16 protein-coding genes are annotated in these 18,872 nt (G+C 64.6%); 8 read left to right on the top strand and 8 right to left on the bottom strand.

The window, feature by feature from the left end:
* Nucleotides 1-26: 26 nt before the first annotated feature.
* Nucleotides 27-932, bottom strand: coding sequence for a LysR family transcriptional regulator (locus tag AB0Y14_RS07085; protein WP_436588477.1), 906 nt, complete (start codon nt 930-932; stop codon nt 27-29).
* A 174-nt stretch (nt 933-1,106) separates the two neighbouring features.
* Here AB0Y14_RS07085 and AB0Y14_RS07080 point away from each other — a divergent pair, with 174 nt between their 5' ends.
* Entirely contained in the window at nt 1,107-2,462 is a 1,356-nt protein-coding gene (locus AB0Y14_RS07080; RefSeq protein ID WP_436588476.1) for a gluconate:H+ symporter, read from the top strand.
* 63 nt (nt 2,463-2,525) lie between these two features.
* Here AB0Y14_RS07080 and AB0Y14_RS07075 read toward each other — a convergent pair whose 3' ends face one another.
* Nucleotides 2,526-3,311, bottom strand: coding sequence for a YoaK family protein (locus tag AB0Y14_RS07075; protein WP_436588475.1), 786 nt, complete (start codon nt 3,309-3,311; stop codon nt 2,526-2,528).
* Nucleotides 3,312-3,596: 285 nt separating this feature from the next.
* On the opposite strand from AB0Y14_RS07075, the gene AB0Y14_RS07070 reads away from it, so the two are divergent.
* The 7 genes from AB0Y14_RS07070 to AB0Y14_RS07040 all read left to right on the top strand — a co-directional run bounded on the left by AB0Y14_RS07070 (nt 3,597) and on the right by AB0Y14_RS07040 (nt 11,738).
* A complete protein-coding gene (locus AB0Y14_RS07070) occupies nt 3,597-4,871 on the top strand; it encodes a glucarate dehydratase family protein (RefSeq protein ID WP_436588474.1) in 1,275 nt (424 codons plus the stop codon).
* Nucleotides 4,872-5,193: 322 nt separating this feature from the next.
* Nucleotides 5,194-6,165 carry a mevalonate kinase gene (gene mvk, locus AB0Y14_RS07065; protein WP_436588473.1) on the top strand — a complete coding sequence of 324 codons (972 nt, stop codon included), beginning with the start codon at nt 5,194-5,196 and terminating at the stop codon, nt 6,163-6,165.
* The gene (gene mvaD, locus AB0Y14_RS07060; RefSeq protein WP_436588472.1) at nt 6,162-7,154 is read left to right on the top strand and encodes a diphosphomevalonate decarboxylase; all 993 of its coding nucleotides are present in this window, start codon (nt 6,162-6,164) and stop codon (nt 7,152-7,154) included. The genes mvk and mvaD overlap by 4 nt, the downstream gene beginning before the upstream one ends.
* Nucleotides 7,151-8,341, top strand: a complete 1,191-nt coding sequence (locus tag AB0Y14_RS07055) for a phosphomevalonate kinase (RefSeq protein ID WP_436588471.1) — start codon at nt 7,151-7,153, stop codon at nt 8,339-8,341. The genes mvaD and AB0Y14_RS07055 overlap by 4 nt, the downstream gene beginning before the upstream one ends.
* A complete protein-coding gene (gene fni, locus AB0Y14_RS07050) occupies nt 8,338-9,441 on the top strand; it encodes a type 2 isopentenyl-diphosphate Delta-isomerase (RefSeq protein ID WP_436588470.1) in 1,104 nt (367 codons plus the stop codon). The genes AB0Y14_RS07055 and fni overlap by 4 nt, the downstream gene beginning before the upstream one ends.
* 11 nt (nt 9,442-9,452) lie before the next feature.
* Entirely contained in the window at nt 9,453-10,499 is a 1,047-nt protein-coding gene (locus tag AB0Y14_RS07045) for a hydroxymethylglutaryl-CoA reductase (protein ID WP_436588469.1), read from the top strand.
* Nucleotides 10,500-11,738 carry a hydroxymethylglutaryl-CoA synthase gene (locus AB0Y14_RS07040; protein WP_436588468.1) on the top strand — a complete coding sequence of 413 codons (1,239 nt, stop codon included), beginning with the start codon at nt 10,500-10,502 and terminating at the stop codon, nt 11,736-11,738.
* A 513-nt stretch (nt 11,739-12,251) separates the two neighbouring features.
* On the opposite strand, the gene AB0Y14_RS07035 is transcribed toward AB0Y14_RS07040, so the two are convergent.
* The 6 genes from AB0Y14_RS07035 to AB0Y14_RS07010 all read right to left on the bottom strand — a co-directional run bounded on the left by AB0Y14_RS07035 (nt 12,252) and on the right by AB0Y14_RS07010 (nt 18,639).
* Nucleotides 12,252-12,917, bottom strand: a complete 666-nt coding sequence (locus AB0Y14_RS07035; RefSeq protein ID WP_436588467.1) for an HAD-IA family hydrolase — start codon at nt 12,915-12,917, stop codon at nt 12,252-12,254.
* 190 nt (nt 12,918-13,107) lie between these two features.
* Nucleotides 13,108-13,737, bottom strand: a complete 630-nt coding sequence (locus AB0Y14_RS07030) for a DJ-1/PfpI family protein (protein ID WP_436588466.1) — start codon at nt 13,735-13,737, stop codon at nt 13,108-13,110.
* Nucleotides 13,738-13,757: 20 nt separating this feature from the next.
* A complete protein-coding gene (locus AB0Y14_RS07025; RefSeq protein WP_436588465.1) occupies nt 13,758-15,431 on the bottom strand; it encodes a glycoside hydrolase family 13 protein in 1,674 nt (557 codons plus the stop codon).
* 45 nt (nt 15,432-15,476) lie between these two features.
* Nucleotides 15,477-16,397, bottom strand: a complete 921-nt coding sequence (locus tag AB0Y14_RS07020; RefSeq protein ID WP_436588464.1) for a carbohydrate ABC transporter permease — start codon at nt 16,395-16,397, stop codon at nt 15,477-15,479.
* Entirely contained in the window at nt 16,397-17,323 is a 927-nt protein-coding gene (locus AB0Y14_RS07015) for a carbohydrate ABC transporter permease (RefSeq protein ID WP_436588463.1), read from the bottom strand. Before AB0Y14_RS07015 ends, AB0Y14_RS07020 begins: the two co-directional genes overlap by 1 nt.
* Nucleotides 17,324-17,370: 47 nt before the next feature.
* The gene (locus AB0Y14_RS07010; protein ID WP_436588462.1) at nt 17,371-18,639 is read right to left on the bottom strand and encodes an extracellular solute-binding protein; all 1,269 of its coding nucleotides are present in this window, start codon (nt 18,637-18,639) and stop codon (nt 17,371-17,373) included.
* Nucleotides 18,640-18,872 lie beyond the last annotated feature (233 nt).

Genomic DNA, 18,872 nt, shown 5'->3' with positions numbered 1-18,872 from the left:
CATTCAGTGATGCATCATAAGCATCACTACTCAGAGGTCAACGGGCCCTTCCCTTTGGGGGTGGCGTCCAGAAGCTCCCTCAGCCGCGATGCTGTGGGGGTCGCGTTGTCCGCCGAGGTGATGAGCTGCAGTTCGACAATGTCCCGGCGCAGGTCGTCGAACTGACGGTAGCCCACGCCGGGGAAGTTCAACTTGGTCGCGGACTCCGGGACCAAGGCGATGCCGTGCCCGGCGGCCACCAGGCTGATCATCGTGGTGATCTGGCTCAGGGAGTGGGAGACGTCCGAGTGGTCGATCGAGAAATTCCGGACGACGAGGTCGTAGAAGTATCGCGCCCCGTCCGCCGAGTGCATGATCAACGGATGGCCGGCAACATCCTCGCGGTGCAAATGGCGCCCGCACAGCAACTCGTGGCCCGTCGGGGCGGCCAGAACAAGACCCTCGGTGTGGATCAGGTCGACCCTGAAGTCCTCCGAAGCGCTCGAGAGACGACCCAGACCCGCGTTGATGCGTCCGTCCTCGAGCGCCTCGAGCTGTCGCGATGTCACCATTTGGTGCAGCTCGACCGTGACATCGGGCATGCGTTCCTTCGCCAGGGTGAGGATCGGCCCCAGGAGCGTGAGTCCGGCCGCCGCGGTGTATCCCAGGCTGAGTCGCCCACGGAGGCCGCGGGATGCCTGGACCGCAGATTCTCCGGCCCTGGTCGCATGCGAGAGGACCAGGCGTGCCTGGTCGAGGAATGTGGTGCCGGCGGCCGTGAGCTCGACCTTCCTGTGGGTGCGTCGAACCAGCTCCGTTCCCAGGCTTTTCTCCAGCTTCTGGATCTGGCGGCTCAGCGGAGGCTGTGTCATCGAGAGTTCCTCGGCGGCCCGCCCGAAGTGCAGGTTTTCCGCAACGGCGACGAAGCACCGGAGCTGGTCGAGGGTGAACATGTGCTCCTCCAGAATGTTTGATGCGATTCAAGTATTACTTCATGCAAATCTAGTCTTAGACAATATTGAAACATGAATCATAAGCTCAATCACACTGTGAACCAGAACACGACCTGACGCATCCGACCTGCACCGAGGCATCGCCCGGACGGCAGGGGTTCGAAGGAGAATTCGATGCCTTTACTCATCGTGGCCATCGCAGTGGCATTGCTGCTGATTCTGATGACCAAGTACAAGCTCAACGGTTTCGTTGCGCTGCTGATCGTCTCGGTGCTCGTGGCCGGGTGGGGTGCCCTGTCGGGTGTTCTGACGGTGGACGACAAACCCGCCGATGTCTCCGACATCCCGGACATCATCGGCAGCGGAATGGGCGGTCAGCTCGAAGAAACCCTTGCTGTGATCGGCATCGGTGCGATGATCGGCCGCATTCTTGGCGACGCCGGGGCCGCACAACGGATCGCCCTCAAGGTGGTCGGGGCACTCGGCGAGAAACGTGTCCAGTGGGCGATGATCGCCACGGCCATGCTCATCGGCGTGACGATGTTCTACGAGGCGGCCTTCGTGATCGTGGTTCCGATCGTTTTCACCCTGGTCCGGGCGACGCGCACGAACTTGCTCTGGGTCGGTCTGCCGATGTCGATCGCCCTGTCCACGATGCATTCCTTCCTGCCCCCGCACCCGGGCCCGACGGCGGCAGCGAGCATCTACCAGGCTTCACCTGGTCTCGCCTTGCTCTACGGACTCTTCATCGCCGTCCCCGCCGGTGCCATCATCGCGATGGTTTGGCCGCGGCTGTCCTTCGTCAAGAAAATCGACCCGGAGATCCCCCGTGGGCTCGTGTCCGAGAAGTCCTTCACGGAGGATGAGATGCCGAGCATGCTCCGCTCCGTCGTCGTCGCCCTGCTTCCCGTGGTGCTGATCGCCGGAGCGGAAATCTACATCATGGTCGGGACCGAGGGGACGCCGCTGATGCACGCGGTGTCCTTCATCGGTTCCCCGACGATCGCGCTGCTGCTGTCCCTGATCGTCGCGATCATCATCTTCGGTCCCCTCAGTGGCCGACCACTCACGGAACTCGCCGTCTCGATGGCCGACTCGGCCCGAGCCATGGCCATGATCATCATGGTCATCGCCGCCGGCGGCGGCTTCAAGGAGGTCCTGGTCTCGACCGGCATCGCCCAGTACATCGCGGACATGACCTCCGGGTGGCCGATCCACCCCATCATCCTGGTCTGGCTGACCGCCGTAATCCTTCGCATCGCCCTGGGATCGGCGTCCGTCGCGGTGACGACGGCGGCCGGCATCGCGGCCCCACTCGTTGGTTCGAGCGGTGTCTCTCCGGAGCTCATGGTCCTGGCGACCACGTGCGGTTCGATCGCCGTCAGCCACGTCAACGACCCCGGGTTCTGGATGTTCAAGGAGTACTTCAACCTGTCGGTCGTCCAGACCCTCAAGGCGCGCACCACCTACACCACGGTCCTCTCGGTTCTCGGGCTGGGAGGGGTGCTCGTCATGAACCTGATCATTTGAGGCGGCACGTTGCTGCGCCCGTGGGTCCCGGGTCGACCAGGTGCGTCGGGCCCGTGCGGGGCCTTATGCGGCCGTACCGCCGGGTCTGCGGCGTGGATGGAGGCCGGCGCGTGCGAGATCGCGGATGCTCGTAGGGGCGGACAGAAGAAGGATCAGGAGGGAGCCGACCATGAGTGCGCGGAAGTCGAACAGCCAAAACCCGACGATCCCCAGGGAGCCACCGACCATGAACAACAGGATCAGAAGGGCCAGGACCTTGGCCTTGTGCGGATCCATCCGAACCGATGAGGCGCTTCGCGGGATTCCGCCGTAGATCCACTTGCCGATCTCGACGCCCAAGTCGGTGATCATCCCGGTCACATGGGTCGTGCGCACGGGGAAGTCCCGGATCTTCGTGATGAGCGCATTCTGGAGCCCCATCGCAAAACAGAGGGCCGGAACGAGGATGAGATCAGCACGTACATGGTCCAGGTCGCCCGCGAGAAAACCCACGGCGAGGACCAGAAGGCCCTCGGCGGCGAGGACGTTCGCATACCTGCTCGCCAATCTTCGTCTTTTCGCCCAAGTAAAGAGAATCGTGCTCGCCATGGTTCCGGCGATGAAGGCCCCTACCGCCAGCACTCCCGTGAGCAATGAGCCGAGCTCGGCGAGCATCGTGTGCTGGGCAAGGTCGGCCACCATGCCGCTCATATGGGAGGTGTAGATCCCGAGGGCCGTGAAGCCGACGGCGTTCAGCGCCCCTGCCTGAAGGACAAGCAAGTAGGCCAGGTGGCGGTCGGATTTCGGGTGACGGTGCGGGCCGGAGACCACGTGGGGATATCGCGACGCTCTCGTCAGGCGGGCTGCCATGGGGCTGGTCGAGTTCTTCAGGGCTGGTCCTCACGATCTTTGCGGTGGTGGGGCCGGTCCGGCGCATGAGGCCCGCTGGGTGCGGACGCCGGGGCACATGCGGCTTCTCTGGGGTTCTCACCCTGTCATTCGGGCACGTCTGAGTACCAGAGTTCGGCGGCTATTGGTCCTTTCGTGACACGCCCCGTTCGACGCCGATGGGTGGCGAAGCCTCTCACGCACGGCCCCACACACAGCCTCGTCCGACGCAGCCCTCCACGCAGTACCCGATCAGAAAGGCACACCATGACGGACACCACCACTATCGCGGACATCCGGATCACGCCGGTCGCCTTCGCCGACCCACCCCTGCTGAACTCGGTCGGCGTGCACGAGCCCTATGCACTGCGTTCCGTCGTCGAGGTCGAAACGTCCGGCGGCGTCGTCGGGCTGGGGGAATCCTATGGATCCTCAATCCACGTGTCCCGGCTGAAGCTTGCCGCGCAGGCTCTGCGCGGGCTCGACGTGCAGAACCTGTACGCCCTGCGCCAGGCCGTGGCACAAGCTCTCACCGCCGACGAAACAACAGGCGGAGACGGAATGGCCGGGATGGTCACGGCGTCCTCGACCCTGGACCGCGTGTTCTCCCCGTTCGAGGTCGCGGCGCTCGATATCCAGGGCCAACAGTACGGCGTCCCCGTCAGCACTCTCCTCGGAGGCCTGGTCCGGGACGAGGTCTCGTTCACCGGATACCTTTTCTACAAGTGGGCGGGGCATCCCGGTGCGGAACCCGACCGATGGGGCGAGGCGCTGGACGCGGCCGGGATCCTGGTCCAGGCCGAGACCATGATCGAGGAATACGGGTTCACCGCGCTCAAACTCAAGGGAGGCGTTCTTTCCCCCGAGGCGGAAGCGGAAACCGTGGAAGCGCTCGCGGACCGGTTCCCCGGGACGCCGATCCGGCTCGACCCCAACGCCGTGTGGTCGGTCGAGACGGCCGTCCGTGTCGGCCAACGGCTCGAGGGCAAGCTCGAATACCTCGAGGACCCTTCGCCGGGGCTGGAGGGCATGGCGGATGTGAAACGGCGGGTTCCGATGCCTCTGGCAACGAACATGGCGGTCGTGGCCTTCGACCAACTCCCCGAATCCGTGCGACGCGGGTCGGTGGACGTGGTCCTGTCCGACCCCCACTTCTGGGGTGGACTCGGGCAGACCAAGCTCCTCGCAGGAGTGGCCCAGACCTTCGGCATGGGACTGTCCATGCACTCGAATTCGCACCTGGGGATCAGCATGGCCGCGATGCTTCACGTCGCGGGCGCGACCCCGAACATCGACTACGCGTGCGACACGCACTGGCCCTGGAAGGGCGCCGAGGACGACGTCGTGGCCGGTTCGCCGTTCTCCTTCGACGGGGGCGCCGTCACGGTCCCGACGTCGCCCGGACTCGGAATCTCCCTCGACCGCGACAAGCTCCAGCGAATGCACGAACAATACTTGGCCTCGGGGATGCACGAACGGGACGACACCGGGTACATGCGACGGTTCGAGCCGGCCTTCGATCCGAGCCTCGGCAGGTGGTGAAGCTGCCGGTATGACGCCCATCGAATGAGGTGCGCCACTTTGTGCCATGGTGATGGGCACAGGGCTCCATGCCTGTCGAGCGACCTCAAATCCGTGGTCCGATATCCTGGGCACATCGGTGCGCCCTGGGGTTCCCTGAGATCTCGGCGCTCCGACGGCTGACCCCGCTGACGGTGATGACTCGTTCCCCGCCTCCGACGGCGGCCGATGCCCTGGATCATGAATGAAGCCGTCCCGGCCCAGTGCGTGACACTCGGGCGATACGGAATATGCTTGATCCGTTCAGGAAAGTACCTTCCCCTGCCCATCGGAGTTCAGAGTTTTGCACAAGTTGAAAGAGGCCGACCCCCTGCAGGCCTCCGCGGTCGGCCAGTCCGTTGCTTGGGGCAAGGTGATTCTTTTCGGGGAGCACTCGGTGGTCCACGGGCATCCCGCGATCGCATTTCCTCTGCCCCAGGTCGGGCTCACGGCCACCGCGACACCGTCCCCCGGCCCGGTGTGGCTCACGGTCGACATCTACGACGGCCCCTTGTCCGGCGCGCCCCCCATGCTCGCGCCCTTGGGAGCGACCATCACCGCGACACTCCGACGTATCGGACGCCCGGAACGCGGGCTCCACATCACCTGTATCGGGGACTTTCCCCTCGAGCGGGGTCTCGGCTCGAGTGCGGCGGGGGCGGCCAGCATCGTCAATGCGATTCTCGATCTCACGGGCGACGACCTGCCCAAAACCGTCCGTCACGAACTTGTCCAGACGGGTGAGAGGGTCGCCCACGGCAACCCGTCCGGCCTGGACGCCTACACCGTGCTGAGCCGGTCGCCGATCTGGTTCCAGAACGGATCCGCCGAAGGCATCGAGGTCAACCTGGGTGCGCCCATCGTCGTCGCCGACTCGGGGCAGCCAGGCGATACCCACTCCGCGGTCGGCGCCGTGACTGAAATGCGCCGGACCAACCCGGACGACGTCGCCCGTTACTTCGAAACCATCCGCGACCACACCATTGCCGCACGGGAGAACCTCAAGAACGACGAACGCGTGGCCCTCGGCCGCCGCATGTACGAAGTCCACGAAGCCCTGCACGAACTGTCGGTCTCCAGTCCGCACCTCGACCAGCTCGTACGCTCGGCGCGTGAAGCCGGTGCGCTCGGCGCCAAACTGACGGGTGGGGGTCGCGGCGGTTGCGTGATCGCCCTGGCGAGCGATTTCCAGCACGGGCAGGACCTCGCCTCGCACCTGTTGCGGGCTGGGGCGCTCCAAACCTGGATTCTGAACCCCGAGGAGCTCGAGCAGTGACCGCAGAGCGCGCCACGGCCGTGGCCCACCCCAACCTGGCCCTCATCAAGTACTGGGGGAAGAGGGACGAGCAGTTGGTCCTCCCGTGGACCGGCAGCCTGTCCCTGACGCTCGACGTCTTTCCGACCCGAACGAGCCTCACCCTTGACCCGTCCCTGGACGAAGACCGGTTCCTCCTCAATGGTGCCGCGGTCACCGGAACGCCCCTGGACCGGGTGCGCACCTTCCTCGACCTGGTCCGCGAGCAGTCCGGGAGCCGCGTCCGGGCGCGCATCGAATCCGAGAACTCCGTACCGACTGGGGCCGGGCTGGCCTCGAGTGCCTCCGGCTTCGCCGCACTGGCCACGTCGGCGAGCCGCGCCTACGGACTCCCCACGGACACCGTCTCCCTGTCCCGCCTCGCCCGGCGCGGTTCGGGGTCGGCGTGCCGCTCCGTGATCGGCGATCTCGTCGAATGGCACGCTGGCGAGGGTTCGGGCGAGGCGGCCGATGCGGCGTCGTATGCGGAGAACATTCCCGGCCCGGACCTGGCCATGGTCATCGTGGTCGTCTCCTCTGCGGAGAAGGCCGTCTCCTCCCGAGTCGCGATGCGCGAAACGATCCGGACCTCGCCGTACTTCGACGGCTGGGTCACCGGGACCACGCAGGATTTGATCGACATGCGTGGGGCGCTCGCGGCGGGCGACTACACCCGCGTCGGGGAACTGACCGAATCCAACGCCCTGCGCATGCACGCCGCGATCAACGGATCCCGGCCTCCGGTTCGTTACCTCGCCCCTACCTCGGTGGAAGTCTTCGACACGGTCGAAAGACTGCGGGCCGACGGACTGGAGGTCTACGGAACGGCCGACGCCGGTCCCAACGTCGCGGTCCTCTGCCGGAACGCCGACCTGGACCGGGCACACCGTGCGTTGGCCGAACGCTTCCCCGGCCTCGACCTCATTCCGGCCCGATCCGGACCGGGCGCGCACTTGGTGGAGAACGAATGATCGTCACCGAGGCACCCGGCAAGCTCTATGTTCTGGGCGAGTACGCTGTCGTCGAGCCCGGGCATCGAGCCATCCTGATTGCCGTGGATCGGTACGTCCGCGTCGAGGCCCGACCGGCCGAGGAGGTCGGAACATTATTCTCTACGGGCACCGACCGGAGCCTCTCATGGCGGCATTCCGGCGACGTCGTCGACGTCGACGAGGACACCGTGGGCTTCTACCGTTACCTCATCGCTGCCCTCAACGCGGTCGAGGGGCTGCGTCGGGAGAAGGGGATCACCGCACGGCACTACGAATTGCACGTCAGCAGTCACCTGGACGACGCCGCGACCGGAACCAAATTCGGTCTCGGGTCATCGGGGGCCGTGACCGTCGCCGCAGTCGCCGCCATCGGTGCGATCTACGATCTCGGCCTTACTCCGGACCAGGTCTACCGCCTGGCGATGATCGCGACGGTTCAGGTCACCCGCACGACCTCGGGAGGAGACATCGCCGCGAGCGCGCTCGGGGGATGGGTCTCCTATGCTTCGCCCGACCGTCAGTGGCTGTTCGACGCCTCGCGCGAGCGTTCCGTCGCGGAGCTTCTGGATGCCCCCTGGCCGGGCCTGCGCCTCGACCGTTTGGACGAGCTCGACCCTGACGGCGACGATCGGGCAGTCCCCTCGACCGCCGGGTTCGCGGAACCGGGCGATGTCGAGTCCGCAGAGGAATCGCCGCTGACGGTCCGCGTCGGTTGGACCGGCGAACCTGCGGACACGCCAGAACTCGTGGGTCGTCTCCGCAAGGACACGGCCCTGCCGGCGGATCTCCTGGACCGCAGCGACGACCTCGTCGAACGCCTGGAACACGCCTTGACTAGTGGAAACACTGATAATGTGGCCGATATCGTGGCCGCGGCACGGGCTCTTCTGGGAGAATTGGCCCAGCAGCGCGCGAGCATCATCGAAACCCCCGAGCTGACCGAGCTCGTCGAATCCGCGCTGAAGACCGGGTGGGCAGCCAAGTCCTCGGGATCAGGAGGCGGTGACTGCGGTATCGCGGTCGGCCCGGCGGGGCGCGACGACCGCGAACTCGAAAGAACCTGGATCTCGGCCAATATTCGCCCGCTGCCGCTCCGTGTATCACCGCGCGGCCAGAAGATCCTGACCGACACCGCACGCCCCACCAACCCGAGGGACTCCGCATGACCGGAAACCGCAAGGACGACCACCTGAACTTCGCCGCGGCCCAGCAGCGCGAGGAACCGCACCGCACGCCGTGGGACGACGTCCGGCTGGTCCACCATGCCCTCGCCGGAATCGATGCCGCGGACGTGGACATTTCGACCTCTCTGCCGGGCGGCATCCGCTGGCCCCTCCCGTTCTACATCAACGGCATGACCGGCGGGACCGAGACCACGGGACGCGTCAACGCGGCCCTCGCAGAAGCTGCGGCCGAAACCGGGATCGCCATCGCGACCGGATCGATGAGTATCTACCTGCGCGACGAGACCGTTCTGCCGACGTTCCGCGTGCTCCGGGACAAGAATCCGCACGGTTTCGTGATGGGCAACCTCAGCGCCGATGCCACGCCGGACCAGGTCCGCCGCGTGGTCGACGCGCTCGAGGCAAATGCGCTCCAGATCCACGTCAACTCGGTCCAGGAGACCGTGATGCCCGAAGGGTCACGCGGGTTCGGGGCGTGGAGCGAGAACATCGCGGCCGTGGTCGAGGCGACATCGGTTCCGGTGATCGTCAAGGAAGTCGGTTTCGGAATGACCCGTGAGACCATCGCCCGGCTCGCTTCCTTGGGCGTGACCGTCGCGGACACGGCGGGCAACGGTGGAACCAATTTTGCTCGGGTCGAGAACGATCGACGAGCCGGCAAGGACTACTCGTTCCTGGCCGATTTCGGCCAATCGGCGCCGTTCTCGCTGCTCGATGCGACCACCCTCCCGGAGACGACGCAGCGCCCCGCACTGCTGGCCTCGGGTGGGGTGCGCAACCCTTACGACGTCGTCCGCGGGCTTGCCCTCGGCGCGCGTGCCGTCGGTGTCGCCGGAACGTTCTTGCACACGGTCCTGGGCGAGACCGGCCTCGACGCCGGGGCGGACGGTACCGAGCGACTCGTCCAGCAGATCACCGACTGGCGGGACCGACTGACCGAAATGTACGCGATGTTCGGGGCGGCCACGACCCAGGACCTGAGCGCAACCGACGTGCTGATCAGCGGCGACCTCGCCGAATCCGCACGGCTGCGCGGGGCGGACCTCGGGTCCCTGGCCACCAGGCGCGGCACCAGCAAATGACCGGAGGAAAAATGCAGGAACCGTTTCAGACACCCGTCCCGACCCAGTGGATCGGTCCGATCCGCGTGTCAGGGAACGTGATCGGAAACGAAGAGGTCGAGGTCCCCCTGGCCACCTACGAGACGCCCTTGTGGCCCTCGGTCAAACGGGGGTCCAAGATATCCCGCATGGTCGAGGGCGGAATCCGGGCGACCCTGGTCGATGACCGCATGACCCGTTCCGTCTACTTCGAAGCCCCCGACGCCGGGACCGCGCACCGCGTGGCCCAAGAACTCGATGCGCGCCGCGACGACCTCCAGGCCGTGGTCTCCGGGGCGTCGCGCTACGCGAAGCTCATTGACCTGCATTTCCAGTACGCGGGCAACCTCCTGTACGTGCGCTTCGACTTCACCACCGGTGACGCCTCGGGGCACAACATGGTCACGCTCGCGGCCGACAACCTGATGCCGTGGATTCTCCAGCAGTATCCGGAACTCCAGTACGGGTCGATCTCCGGGAACTTCTGTTCCGACAAGAAACCCACCGCGGTCAACGGCATCCTCGGCCGTGGGAAGAGCGTCGTCACCGAAATCCTGATCCCGCGCGACGTCGTCGCCCGGTTGCTCCGGACCACGCCCGAACAGGTTGCGGACCTCAACACCCGGAAGAACCTCGTGGGCACGAATCTTGCCGGCGGCCTCCGCGCCGCCAACGCCCACTACGCAAATATGCTGTTGGCGTTCTACCTTGCGACAGGCCAGGACGCGGCGAATATTGTGGAAGGATCACAAGGCATCACGACGGCCGAGGTCCGAGACGGGGATCTGTACTTCTCGTGCAATCTGCCCAATCTCATTGTGGGAACAGTCGGAAACGGCAAGGGCGCGGGCCTGAGCGTGGTCGAGGACAACCTGCGGAAGCTCGGTTGCCGCGAGGACCGGGAGCCGGGCGGGAACGCACATCGTCTCGCGGTGCTCTGCGCCGCATCGGTCCTGTGCGGGGAACTCTCCCTCCTGGCCGCTCAGACCAATCCTGGTGAGCTCATGGAAGCCCACGTGAAGATCGAAAGGAATCAGTAGTTGAGCACTGACAACACCCAGACTTTCCCCGGAGGCGCCGGCCACGACGACGCGCGCTCAGCGGCGTCGTCCACTGCCGCCAGCGGCATCCAGGACATTGCCTTCGCGACCGGTCACTACTCCTTCGATCTCGCGCATCTCGCCGAGAAGCAGGGGATCGACGTCAACAAGTACTACATCGGCATCGGCCAGGAGAAGATGAGCCTGCCCGCCGATGACGAGGACATCGTGACCATGGGCGCCGCGGCCGCGCAGCGCATCATCGACCGCAACGGCACGGACGGGATCCGCACGTTGCTGTTCGCGACCGAGTCGGGCATCGACCAGTCCAAATCGGCCGGAGTCTATGTGCACGGGCTGTTGAACCTTCCGCGCGAGGTTCGCACCATCGAGACCAAGATGGCCTGTTACGGCGGAATCGGTGCGCTCCAGATGGCGCTCGGCATCGTGGCCCGGAACCCGGAAGAGAAAGTTCTGGTCATCGCCGCCGACGTCGCCCGGTACGACGTGGACACGTCCGGCGAGCCCACGCAGGGTGCAGCCGCCGTCGCGTTCCTGGTTCAGTCCGACCCGGACATTCTGGCGATCGAACCGGGCCAGGGCGTGTACACGCTGGACGTCCAGGACTTCTGGCGGCCGAACTACCGCAACACGGCGCTGGTGGACGGCAAGTTCTCGGTCGGCGCCTACCTGGACGCCCTGGTCGGCGCGTGGCACGACTACCGCGCCCATGGCGGCGTGGACTTCGACGACATCGACTGGTTCTGCTACCACCAGCCCTTCACCAAGATGGCTGTCAAGGCACACGTGCGGCTGACCGAAGAGGCTGGCACGCCCCTGGAGAAGGCCGAAGCCGCGGCCGCCCTGGCACCGACGTTCGGATACAACCAACAGCTCGGCAACAGCTATACGGCCTCGATCTTCCTGGGCTTCCTGGCTTTGCTGGATTCGGACGAGGAGATTGCCGGTCAGCGAGTCGGGTTCTTCTCCTACGGTTCCGGCGCGGTCTCCGAGTTCTTTGTGGGTGTCATCCAGCCCGACTACCGCGACCACCTTCGCGCCGAGGAGCACCAGGGCATCCTGGACGCTCGCGAACCCATCGGCTACGACGAGTACCGCGCCCTGCACCCGGGCACGTTCGTCCAGGCTCAGGAGAACTTCACGACCGAGCGCCGGACCCGGTCCCCGTTCCGTTTCGAAGGCGTCGACGAAGGCTCGAGGCTGTACGGCCGGGCGTGAGCGGGCTCGGCCGGAGCGCGAGGTGGCAGTTGTGAGCGCTACTCCGGGCTGAGGTGGCATTGTTGAGCGGATTTCGAGGGCAAGACTGCACAAGGTTGCCACTTCGCGCTTCGGACCGCGCAGGATTGCCACCTCACGCGGGTTCGTTGGCGATATCGCGTGTGTCTGCGGCCTTTTTGTGTGGGGTTTGCCGGATGGCGTGGGGGCTGCCGGTCGACGCCGGCCGCGGATTGAGCGCTTTCGTATCCCGTTGGGTGGGGCTTGCCGGATTGGGTGGGGTTGCCCGTCGTCGTTGGCCGTGAATTGAGCGCTTTCGTATCCCGTTGGGTGGCGGTTACCCGATTGTCAGGCCTTTTCCCCCGTTAGGTGCTGGTTCAACCGCCTCCTAACGGCGGTAAGCGGCACCGAATCGGGTAACCGCCTCTGAACACATGCGCCAGACTCCGCCCAGAGCCCAGAGCCCAGAGCCCAGAGCCCAGAGCCCAGAGCCTCAGCCGTTATCAGGCGGTGTCCTCATCCGTCCTCGACCGTAGCCCGGTCAGCCGGAGCCCGGTCGGCCGGAGCCTCCTCAACCTGGATGCCGTCGGGTCCGACCGTGACCGACACGTCGGTCAGGGAATCGACGACGACGTCGGCGTCGGCGACCTCGGCCCGCTGGTGTGAGGTGCACACGGCGAGCACGGTCGCACCCGCGGCGCGACCAGCGGCGATGCCGGCCGGGGCGTCTTCGATGACAAGGCACCGGTCGATGGGTGAGCCGAGAGCCTCGGCTGCGTTGCGGTAACCCTCGGGATCGGGCTTGCCCGCGACGACGTCGTCCGCGGCGATCAAGATGTCGGGAACCGGCAGGCCCGCGGCAGAGAGTCGCTTGCGCATCAGACGCCCGGATCCGGAGGTCACCGCGGCCCAACGAGGCTCGGGGAGTCGGCCCAACACATCAGCCGCGCAGGGGAGGGCCGTCACCCCCTCCAGATCTTGTAATTCCATGTCTTCCAGCTCGATGGTTGCGGCCGGAATTTCCGATGCCGGCAGATACCTGGCGACGACGTCCTCCGAGCGAACCCCGTGGCAGATGCTCAGAATGTGGGCGGCGTCGAGATCGTGCTCGGCAGCCCACGTCCTCCACGTGCGTTCGACGGCGGCCGTGGAATCGACGAGTGTCCCGTCGATATCGAACAAAATTGCCTCATAGTGACCTATCACTCACCTCACGGTACGTCATGGGTGTCGGGCGGGCGGTTCTCCGCCGGGGTCCGGCCCTCGACCGGGCCCGTCCGACCCGCCCGCCCGAACTGTCAGCCCGAACCGCCCGTCCGAACCGCCTGACCGCAGCTTCCGCGCGGCTCCCGGCAGCGCCTCCCGCCAGCCGCTACGCCAGCCCGTAGACCTTCGCGAAGGGGTCCCAGAAACTGTCACGATGCGGTTCGTACTCGATGGCCCGGGTTGCGGCGTCGGCGTCCTCCGCGCCCAGGAGATCCGTCATCAGGGCGTGCGTCATGTCCATCCCCGCGGCGACTCCCGACGACGTCCACCGGTCCCGGTCCCTGACCCATCGGGCCTTCGCGACCCACTCGACATCCGGTCCGCAACTGGTGGCCCACTCGAAGGCCTTCTTGTTGGTCGTTGCGCAGTACCCGTCGAGCAGGCCCGCGGCCGCCAGCAGCGCCGAGCCGGTGCACACCGAACCGACCAACGGGCACGCGGCGCCCACGCCGGCCAGCCACCCGAGGAAATCGGCATCCCGCGCCAGTGGCCGCGTGCCCGCGCCCCCTGGAACCAGAAGCACGTCCGTTTCGGCGCCTGCGACGTCGTCGTACGCGATCTCGGAGACGACGCCGACGCCCTGGGAACTCGCGACCGGACCAACCTCGGGACCGCACCACATGATTCGACAATGGGGCGACTTGCTCAGGAGCTCGACAGGACCGAAGACGTCCAACAGTTCGAATCCCTCGAACAGGACGACGCTGAGACGGAGTGGATCCACCGGTTTGTTCATGCGGCGATACTAGCTCCGGTCTACCCCCGCAGCCAGACGCTCGAGTTCCCGGCCATCTTGCCGTCCTCCAACGGTGAGCTGGTCAGCATGATCTCGCCCTCAGGAAGCTCGGCCGGCGAATTTCCGAAATTCGTTGCGCACACCCACCCGTTGGGGCGGCGGAAGACCAGAACATCAGGGTCGGTGTGCTCGACCCACGTGAGAGATTCGGCGGTCAGCCACTCCCGTCTGAGGGCCAGGGCCCGCCGGTACAGGTTCAGTGTCGACTCCGGATCCGCATCTTCGGCGTCCACGGCATACTGGCTGAACCAGGCCGGCTGGGACAGATGGGAACCGGCCTCACCGAATCCGAGACTCGTCCCGCTCGAGGACCAGGGCAGGGGCACCCGGCATCCATCGCGCCCGATGTCGACCCCACGGTTTCTGAAGTACGTCGGATCCTGACGCTCGCTCTCCGGGATATCGGCGACTTCGTGGAGACCCAGCTCCTCGCCCTGGAAAAGGTAAGCGCTTCCGGGAAGGGCCAACTCGAACAGCGTTGCTGCTCGCGCCCGGAGGATCCCGGTTTCCCTGTCCAGCTGGCTCTCGGGCCCACCGGAGAGCAACCACTCGTTGCCGACCTCCTTGTTCGTGCTTCCGGCGCGCGTCGGCAACCCGTAGCGCGTCGCGTGGCGGACGACGTCGTGATTGGACAGGACCCACGTGCTCGATGACCCGGACTCCTCGGCGAGGGCCAGGTTGAAGGACACGATCTGGCGGAAACTGTCCGCCTCGAACGTTGCGGACAGAAGATCGAAGTTGAAGGCCTGCCCCAGCCCGGAGGGACTCGCGTACTGGGGCCTGCGGTCGGACTCGACCCATGCCTCGGCGACGGCGGTCCTCGGCGGATCGAATTCGTCGAAGACTTTCCTCCAGTCGGCGTAGATCTCGTGGACTTCGTCCCGGTCCCACAGGGGATGGTTGCCGTCATGAGGCATGGCATCGAGTTGCGCCTGGCTCGGCAGAGGATCCGAGAGATCCTTTGCGAGTCCGTGGGCGACGTCGATCCGGAAGCCATCCACGCCCCGTTCGGACCAAAAGCGAAGTGTCTTTCGGAAGTCTTCCCTGACCTCCTCATTCTCCCAATTGAGGTCGGGCTGTTCCGGGGCGAAGTTGTGCAGGTACCACTGACCGTCCGCAATTTGAGTCCACGCCGGCCCGCCGAAGATTGATTCCCAGTCTGCGGGGGGTTCGTTGCCATCCTGGCCTGAACCGTCGCGGAACACGTACCGGTCGCGGGCCGCGGAGCCCCGGTCGGAGGCGAGCGCCTCCTGGAACCACTCGTGCTGGTCGGAGGTGTGGTTCGGGACGATATCGACGATCAGTCTGAGACCCGCCTCGTGCAGCGCCGCGACCATGTCGTCGAAATCCTGCAAGGTGCCGATCTTGGGGTCGACATCCCGGTAGTCGGAGACGTCGTAGCCACCGTCAGCCAGTTTCGACGGATAGAAGGGGCTGAGCCAGACGGCATCGATCCCCAAGGTCTTCAAATACGGGACTCGGGAAGCAACTCCCCGGAGGTCGCCAATTCCGTTGTCGTCCTGGTCTGCGAATGAACGGGGGTAGATCTGGTATACCACCGCCTGTCGCCACCAGTCAGCACCTTGGTGGGAGGGAGCCGTTGCGAGGGATTGTTCGGTTGTTGAGACTGCCAACTGAGGTCCTTTCGGGAGAGGGGGTGAGAGACAAAAATGCGGTGACTATTTGAGCGCGCCCTGCGTCAGGCCCGACATGACCCACCGCTGACAGACCACGTAGGCGATGACCGATGGGCCGATGGCCAGCAGGTAGGAGGCGAAAGCAATGTTGTAGCTGTTGCTGAATTGCTCTTGGAAGATCTTCTGGACCACGGGGAGCGTCTGCATGTCAGGATTGGCGATGATCATTGACGGCATCATGAAATCGTTCCAGGACGCCAGGAGCGTGAAGATGGCGACGGTCGCCGTCATCGGCCCCATGAGCGGAAAGATCAGAGTCCAGAAAATTCGTCCCGTTGAAGCGCCGTCCACTCGTGCGCTCTCCTCGAGCTCCTCCGGCAGACCGCGGATGAATGCGGTGAAGAGCATGACGTTGAAGGACAGCTGGAACATGATGTGCAACAGGATGACGCCAGCGGGGTTCGCCAACCCGACGTACCCGCTGAGCTTGACCTGCGACAGGGCCAAGACCGGGAACGGCAGAAACATCGCTGCCAACAAGTAGTAACAGGAGAACCGGAAGAACGGGCGGTGCCAATGGCGCGCGATCGCGTAGGAGGCCATAGCACTCAGCAGCACCGAACCGATGACGCTGATGACCGTGATCGTCAAGGACACCGTGAACACCGTGGGGAAATTCGTCAGTTCCCATGCTTCACGGAAACCTTCCAGGGACCACGGCCGGGGCAGATCGAATGCTTGTCCCTCCACGGCCTGGTCTGTTGTCTTGAAGGCCATGGAGATGCCAACGAGGAAGGGCAGAAGCACCGCGAGTGAGCACACGCCCAGCACGAGGGTCCGTACCCAGGCCCTGGTGGTTCGGCTTGCTCGGGGCCGCGGTGATGCTGTTCGTTGCGTCGGGCGGACCGAGGAAGCGGGTTCGCGCAAATCCTCCGGGGGCGGGGTCATCATGGTTGCGGACATCAGATGCTCGCCTTTCCTCGGGAAATTCTCAGGTGCAAAACGGCGATTGCCAGGGTGATCAGGAAGAAGATCACGGAATTGGCCATTTGGTAGGCATAATCGCCAGTCTCGAATCCCTTGAAGATCGACATGGCCACCGACCTCGTCGCGGTTCCGGGGCCGCCGTCGGTCAGACCGACGATGATGTCGTAGGAACTCAGGAAGTTCTTGAAACCGAGAATCACGTTGATCAGTACATATCCGGAAATCATGGGCACGGTAATGCGTGACAGCTGTTGCCAGGGACTTGCGCCGTCGAGGGACGAGGCCTCGTAGACGTCATCTGGAATTGTCACCAGAGCCGCAATGTAGATGAGCATTGCCTGGGGCGTCGCCTGCCAGGCAGTGACCAAGACGATCGCGATCCACGCAAGATGCGGATCGGCCAGGATCGAATGCGTCAGCGGCGCGAATCCGATGCTCTCGGCAATTCCGGGAAGCGTGGTGGAGAAGATGAACTGGAATACGAAGGCGATAATGATGGCCGAGACGACCATCGGAAGCACGAATACAGTCCGCAGGAGGGTGCGAAACCTGATGTTGCTGGTCAGTCCGATCGCCAGGAACAGTGCGACGATGTTGACGACGACGACGGTGGCCAGCGCGATCCCGATGGTAAATCCGTAGACCCTCAACATACTGGGATCGGAGAACAGCACCGCGTAGTTCTTGAGGCCGATCCAGTGGAAGCCGCCGAATCCGACCGAATCGGTGAAGCTGAAGAAGATCCCCATGAGAGCCGGAAAGGTGATGCACAGAGTGAACAGGGCCAGGGCAGGGAGGAGGAACAGATAGTAAACCGGTTCGATGCGTCGTCTTGTTCGAGGTTGAGCAAGCCGGTGACTCCGGCGTCGATTGGTCCGAGATGGTGAGGTATCAGTTGTCATGACTCGTCTTTCGGTCTAGACGTCTCGCAGGGCGGGTGCGGAAGAAGCTACGTCGTCTGACGGCGAGCGAGACGTTGCCAATCTCCATCGAGGGTTTTCAAGGTCTTCTCCAGGTCGTCTCCGGTGAACAAACCCTGCATATAGCTCTCAAACGGGATCGTCTTGGGCACCGCGGTGGAGACACCTTGGTAGAAGGCCGCTCGGTCGACGTATTTTTGCATGTCCCCCAGGCGCGGGTCGGTCGCCGCTGGAGCGCCCTCTCGGACGGAATACCCCAGGTTCTTTTCGTTGTAGTCGTCAGCCACCTCGGGGGTGATGAGGTAGCGGAGAAGCTTCCGGGCGGCATCGGGATTCTTGGCCTTTTCCGGGATCCACAAGGCCAGGTCCAGATTGACTCTGACCTTGAGGTCTTCCGCGCGCTCCGTCATCGGCAGGGGGAACACTCCGAGCTCTGCTTGGGGATTCAGTTTCAGAATGTCCGGGAGCGCCCAGGGGCCTTGGAAATACATTGCCGCCTTCCCTCGGGCGAAGGCGACGTTTCCGTCTCCGTACTTGAGTCCGGTTGCATTCTTGTTGGCGTATTTGTCAGCGATGGTCAGAGCCTTGCGCAAGGGCTCCCGAAAGTTCCGGCTGAAGGAATACTCCGAGTCCGGGTCCACTTGGTCGCCCTGCTCGCGCAATGTGCTGAAGAAGTCAGCGACGTCGATCGAGCCACCGATGCTGTAGTCGACGATGCCCTGGGCGACGGTCCACGCCGCGGCAGACGTCAGGCAGATGGGGGTCTCACCGGCTTCCAGGAGGGCATCGCACACGTCAAGGAACTCTGAGTGGGTCCGAGGGACGTCCAGACCGTGTTTGTCGAAGATCTCTTTGTTGTAGAGAGTTGCAGCCGAGGTAACGGAGTATGGAATCGTGCTTACTCGATCCGGATACGTGGGGTACTGGTCTACAAGCTCCATGAAGCGTGAAGCGATCCCCGCCTCGCGGGCTATGTCGGACAAGTCCGAGAGCTCTCCACGCTCCTGGAACCGAGCCATCTCGTAGTTGTAGTTCAGCAATCCGAGATCTGGGGGAGCAGCCCGAGCGAAGCCCGATGAGAGGTTGGACGCCGTATCGTGCACGGCCTTGAGGACGTCTCCCTGGGCCGCATTGAAGCGATCCACAACTTTTCTGAAGTAGGGAATAGCTTCTGGCTTCGACTGGTAGAGCCTTACCTCGCTGGAGCGATTCGTCCACCCACATCCCGCGAGGCCGAGACCGAGGGCGCCCAACGAAGCGCCGATCATGGCTCGCCGAGTCAGCGTGTGCGCACTCATGACACCCTTGCCCTCCACGTTGGCCTCCTGTGTTCCAGAACACGTTTATCAGTGGCATTAAATATATCCACTAAATAAAAGAGAGGCAATACCCTGGACTAATACAGATCCACAAGGGCGAGGGCAGAGCCGGGGAGCGCAGAATGGAGGCCGGGCAGTGAGTGGCAGATCAAGCAGAGCGGGGTCCTCTCAGATCGTTCGGTCGATGAACGCCCGGACGGTACTCGCCACGA

Source organism: Rothia sp. HC945, assembly GCF_051370785.1.
Classification (GTDB): Bacteria; Actinomycetota; Actinomycetes; order Actinomycetales; family Micrococcaceae; genus Rothia.
This window is presented reverse-complemented; position numbering and strand designations above follow the sequence as displayed.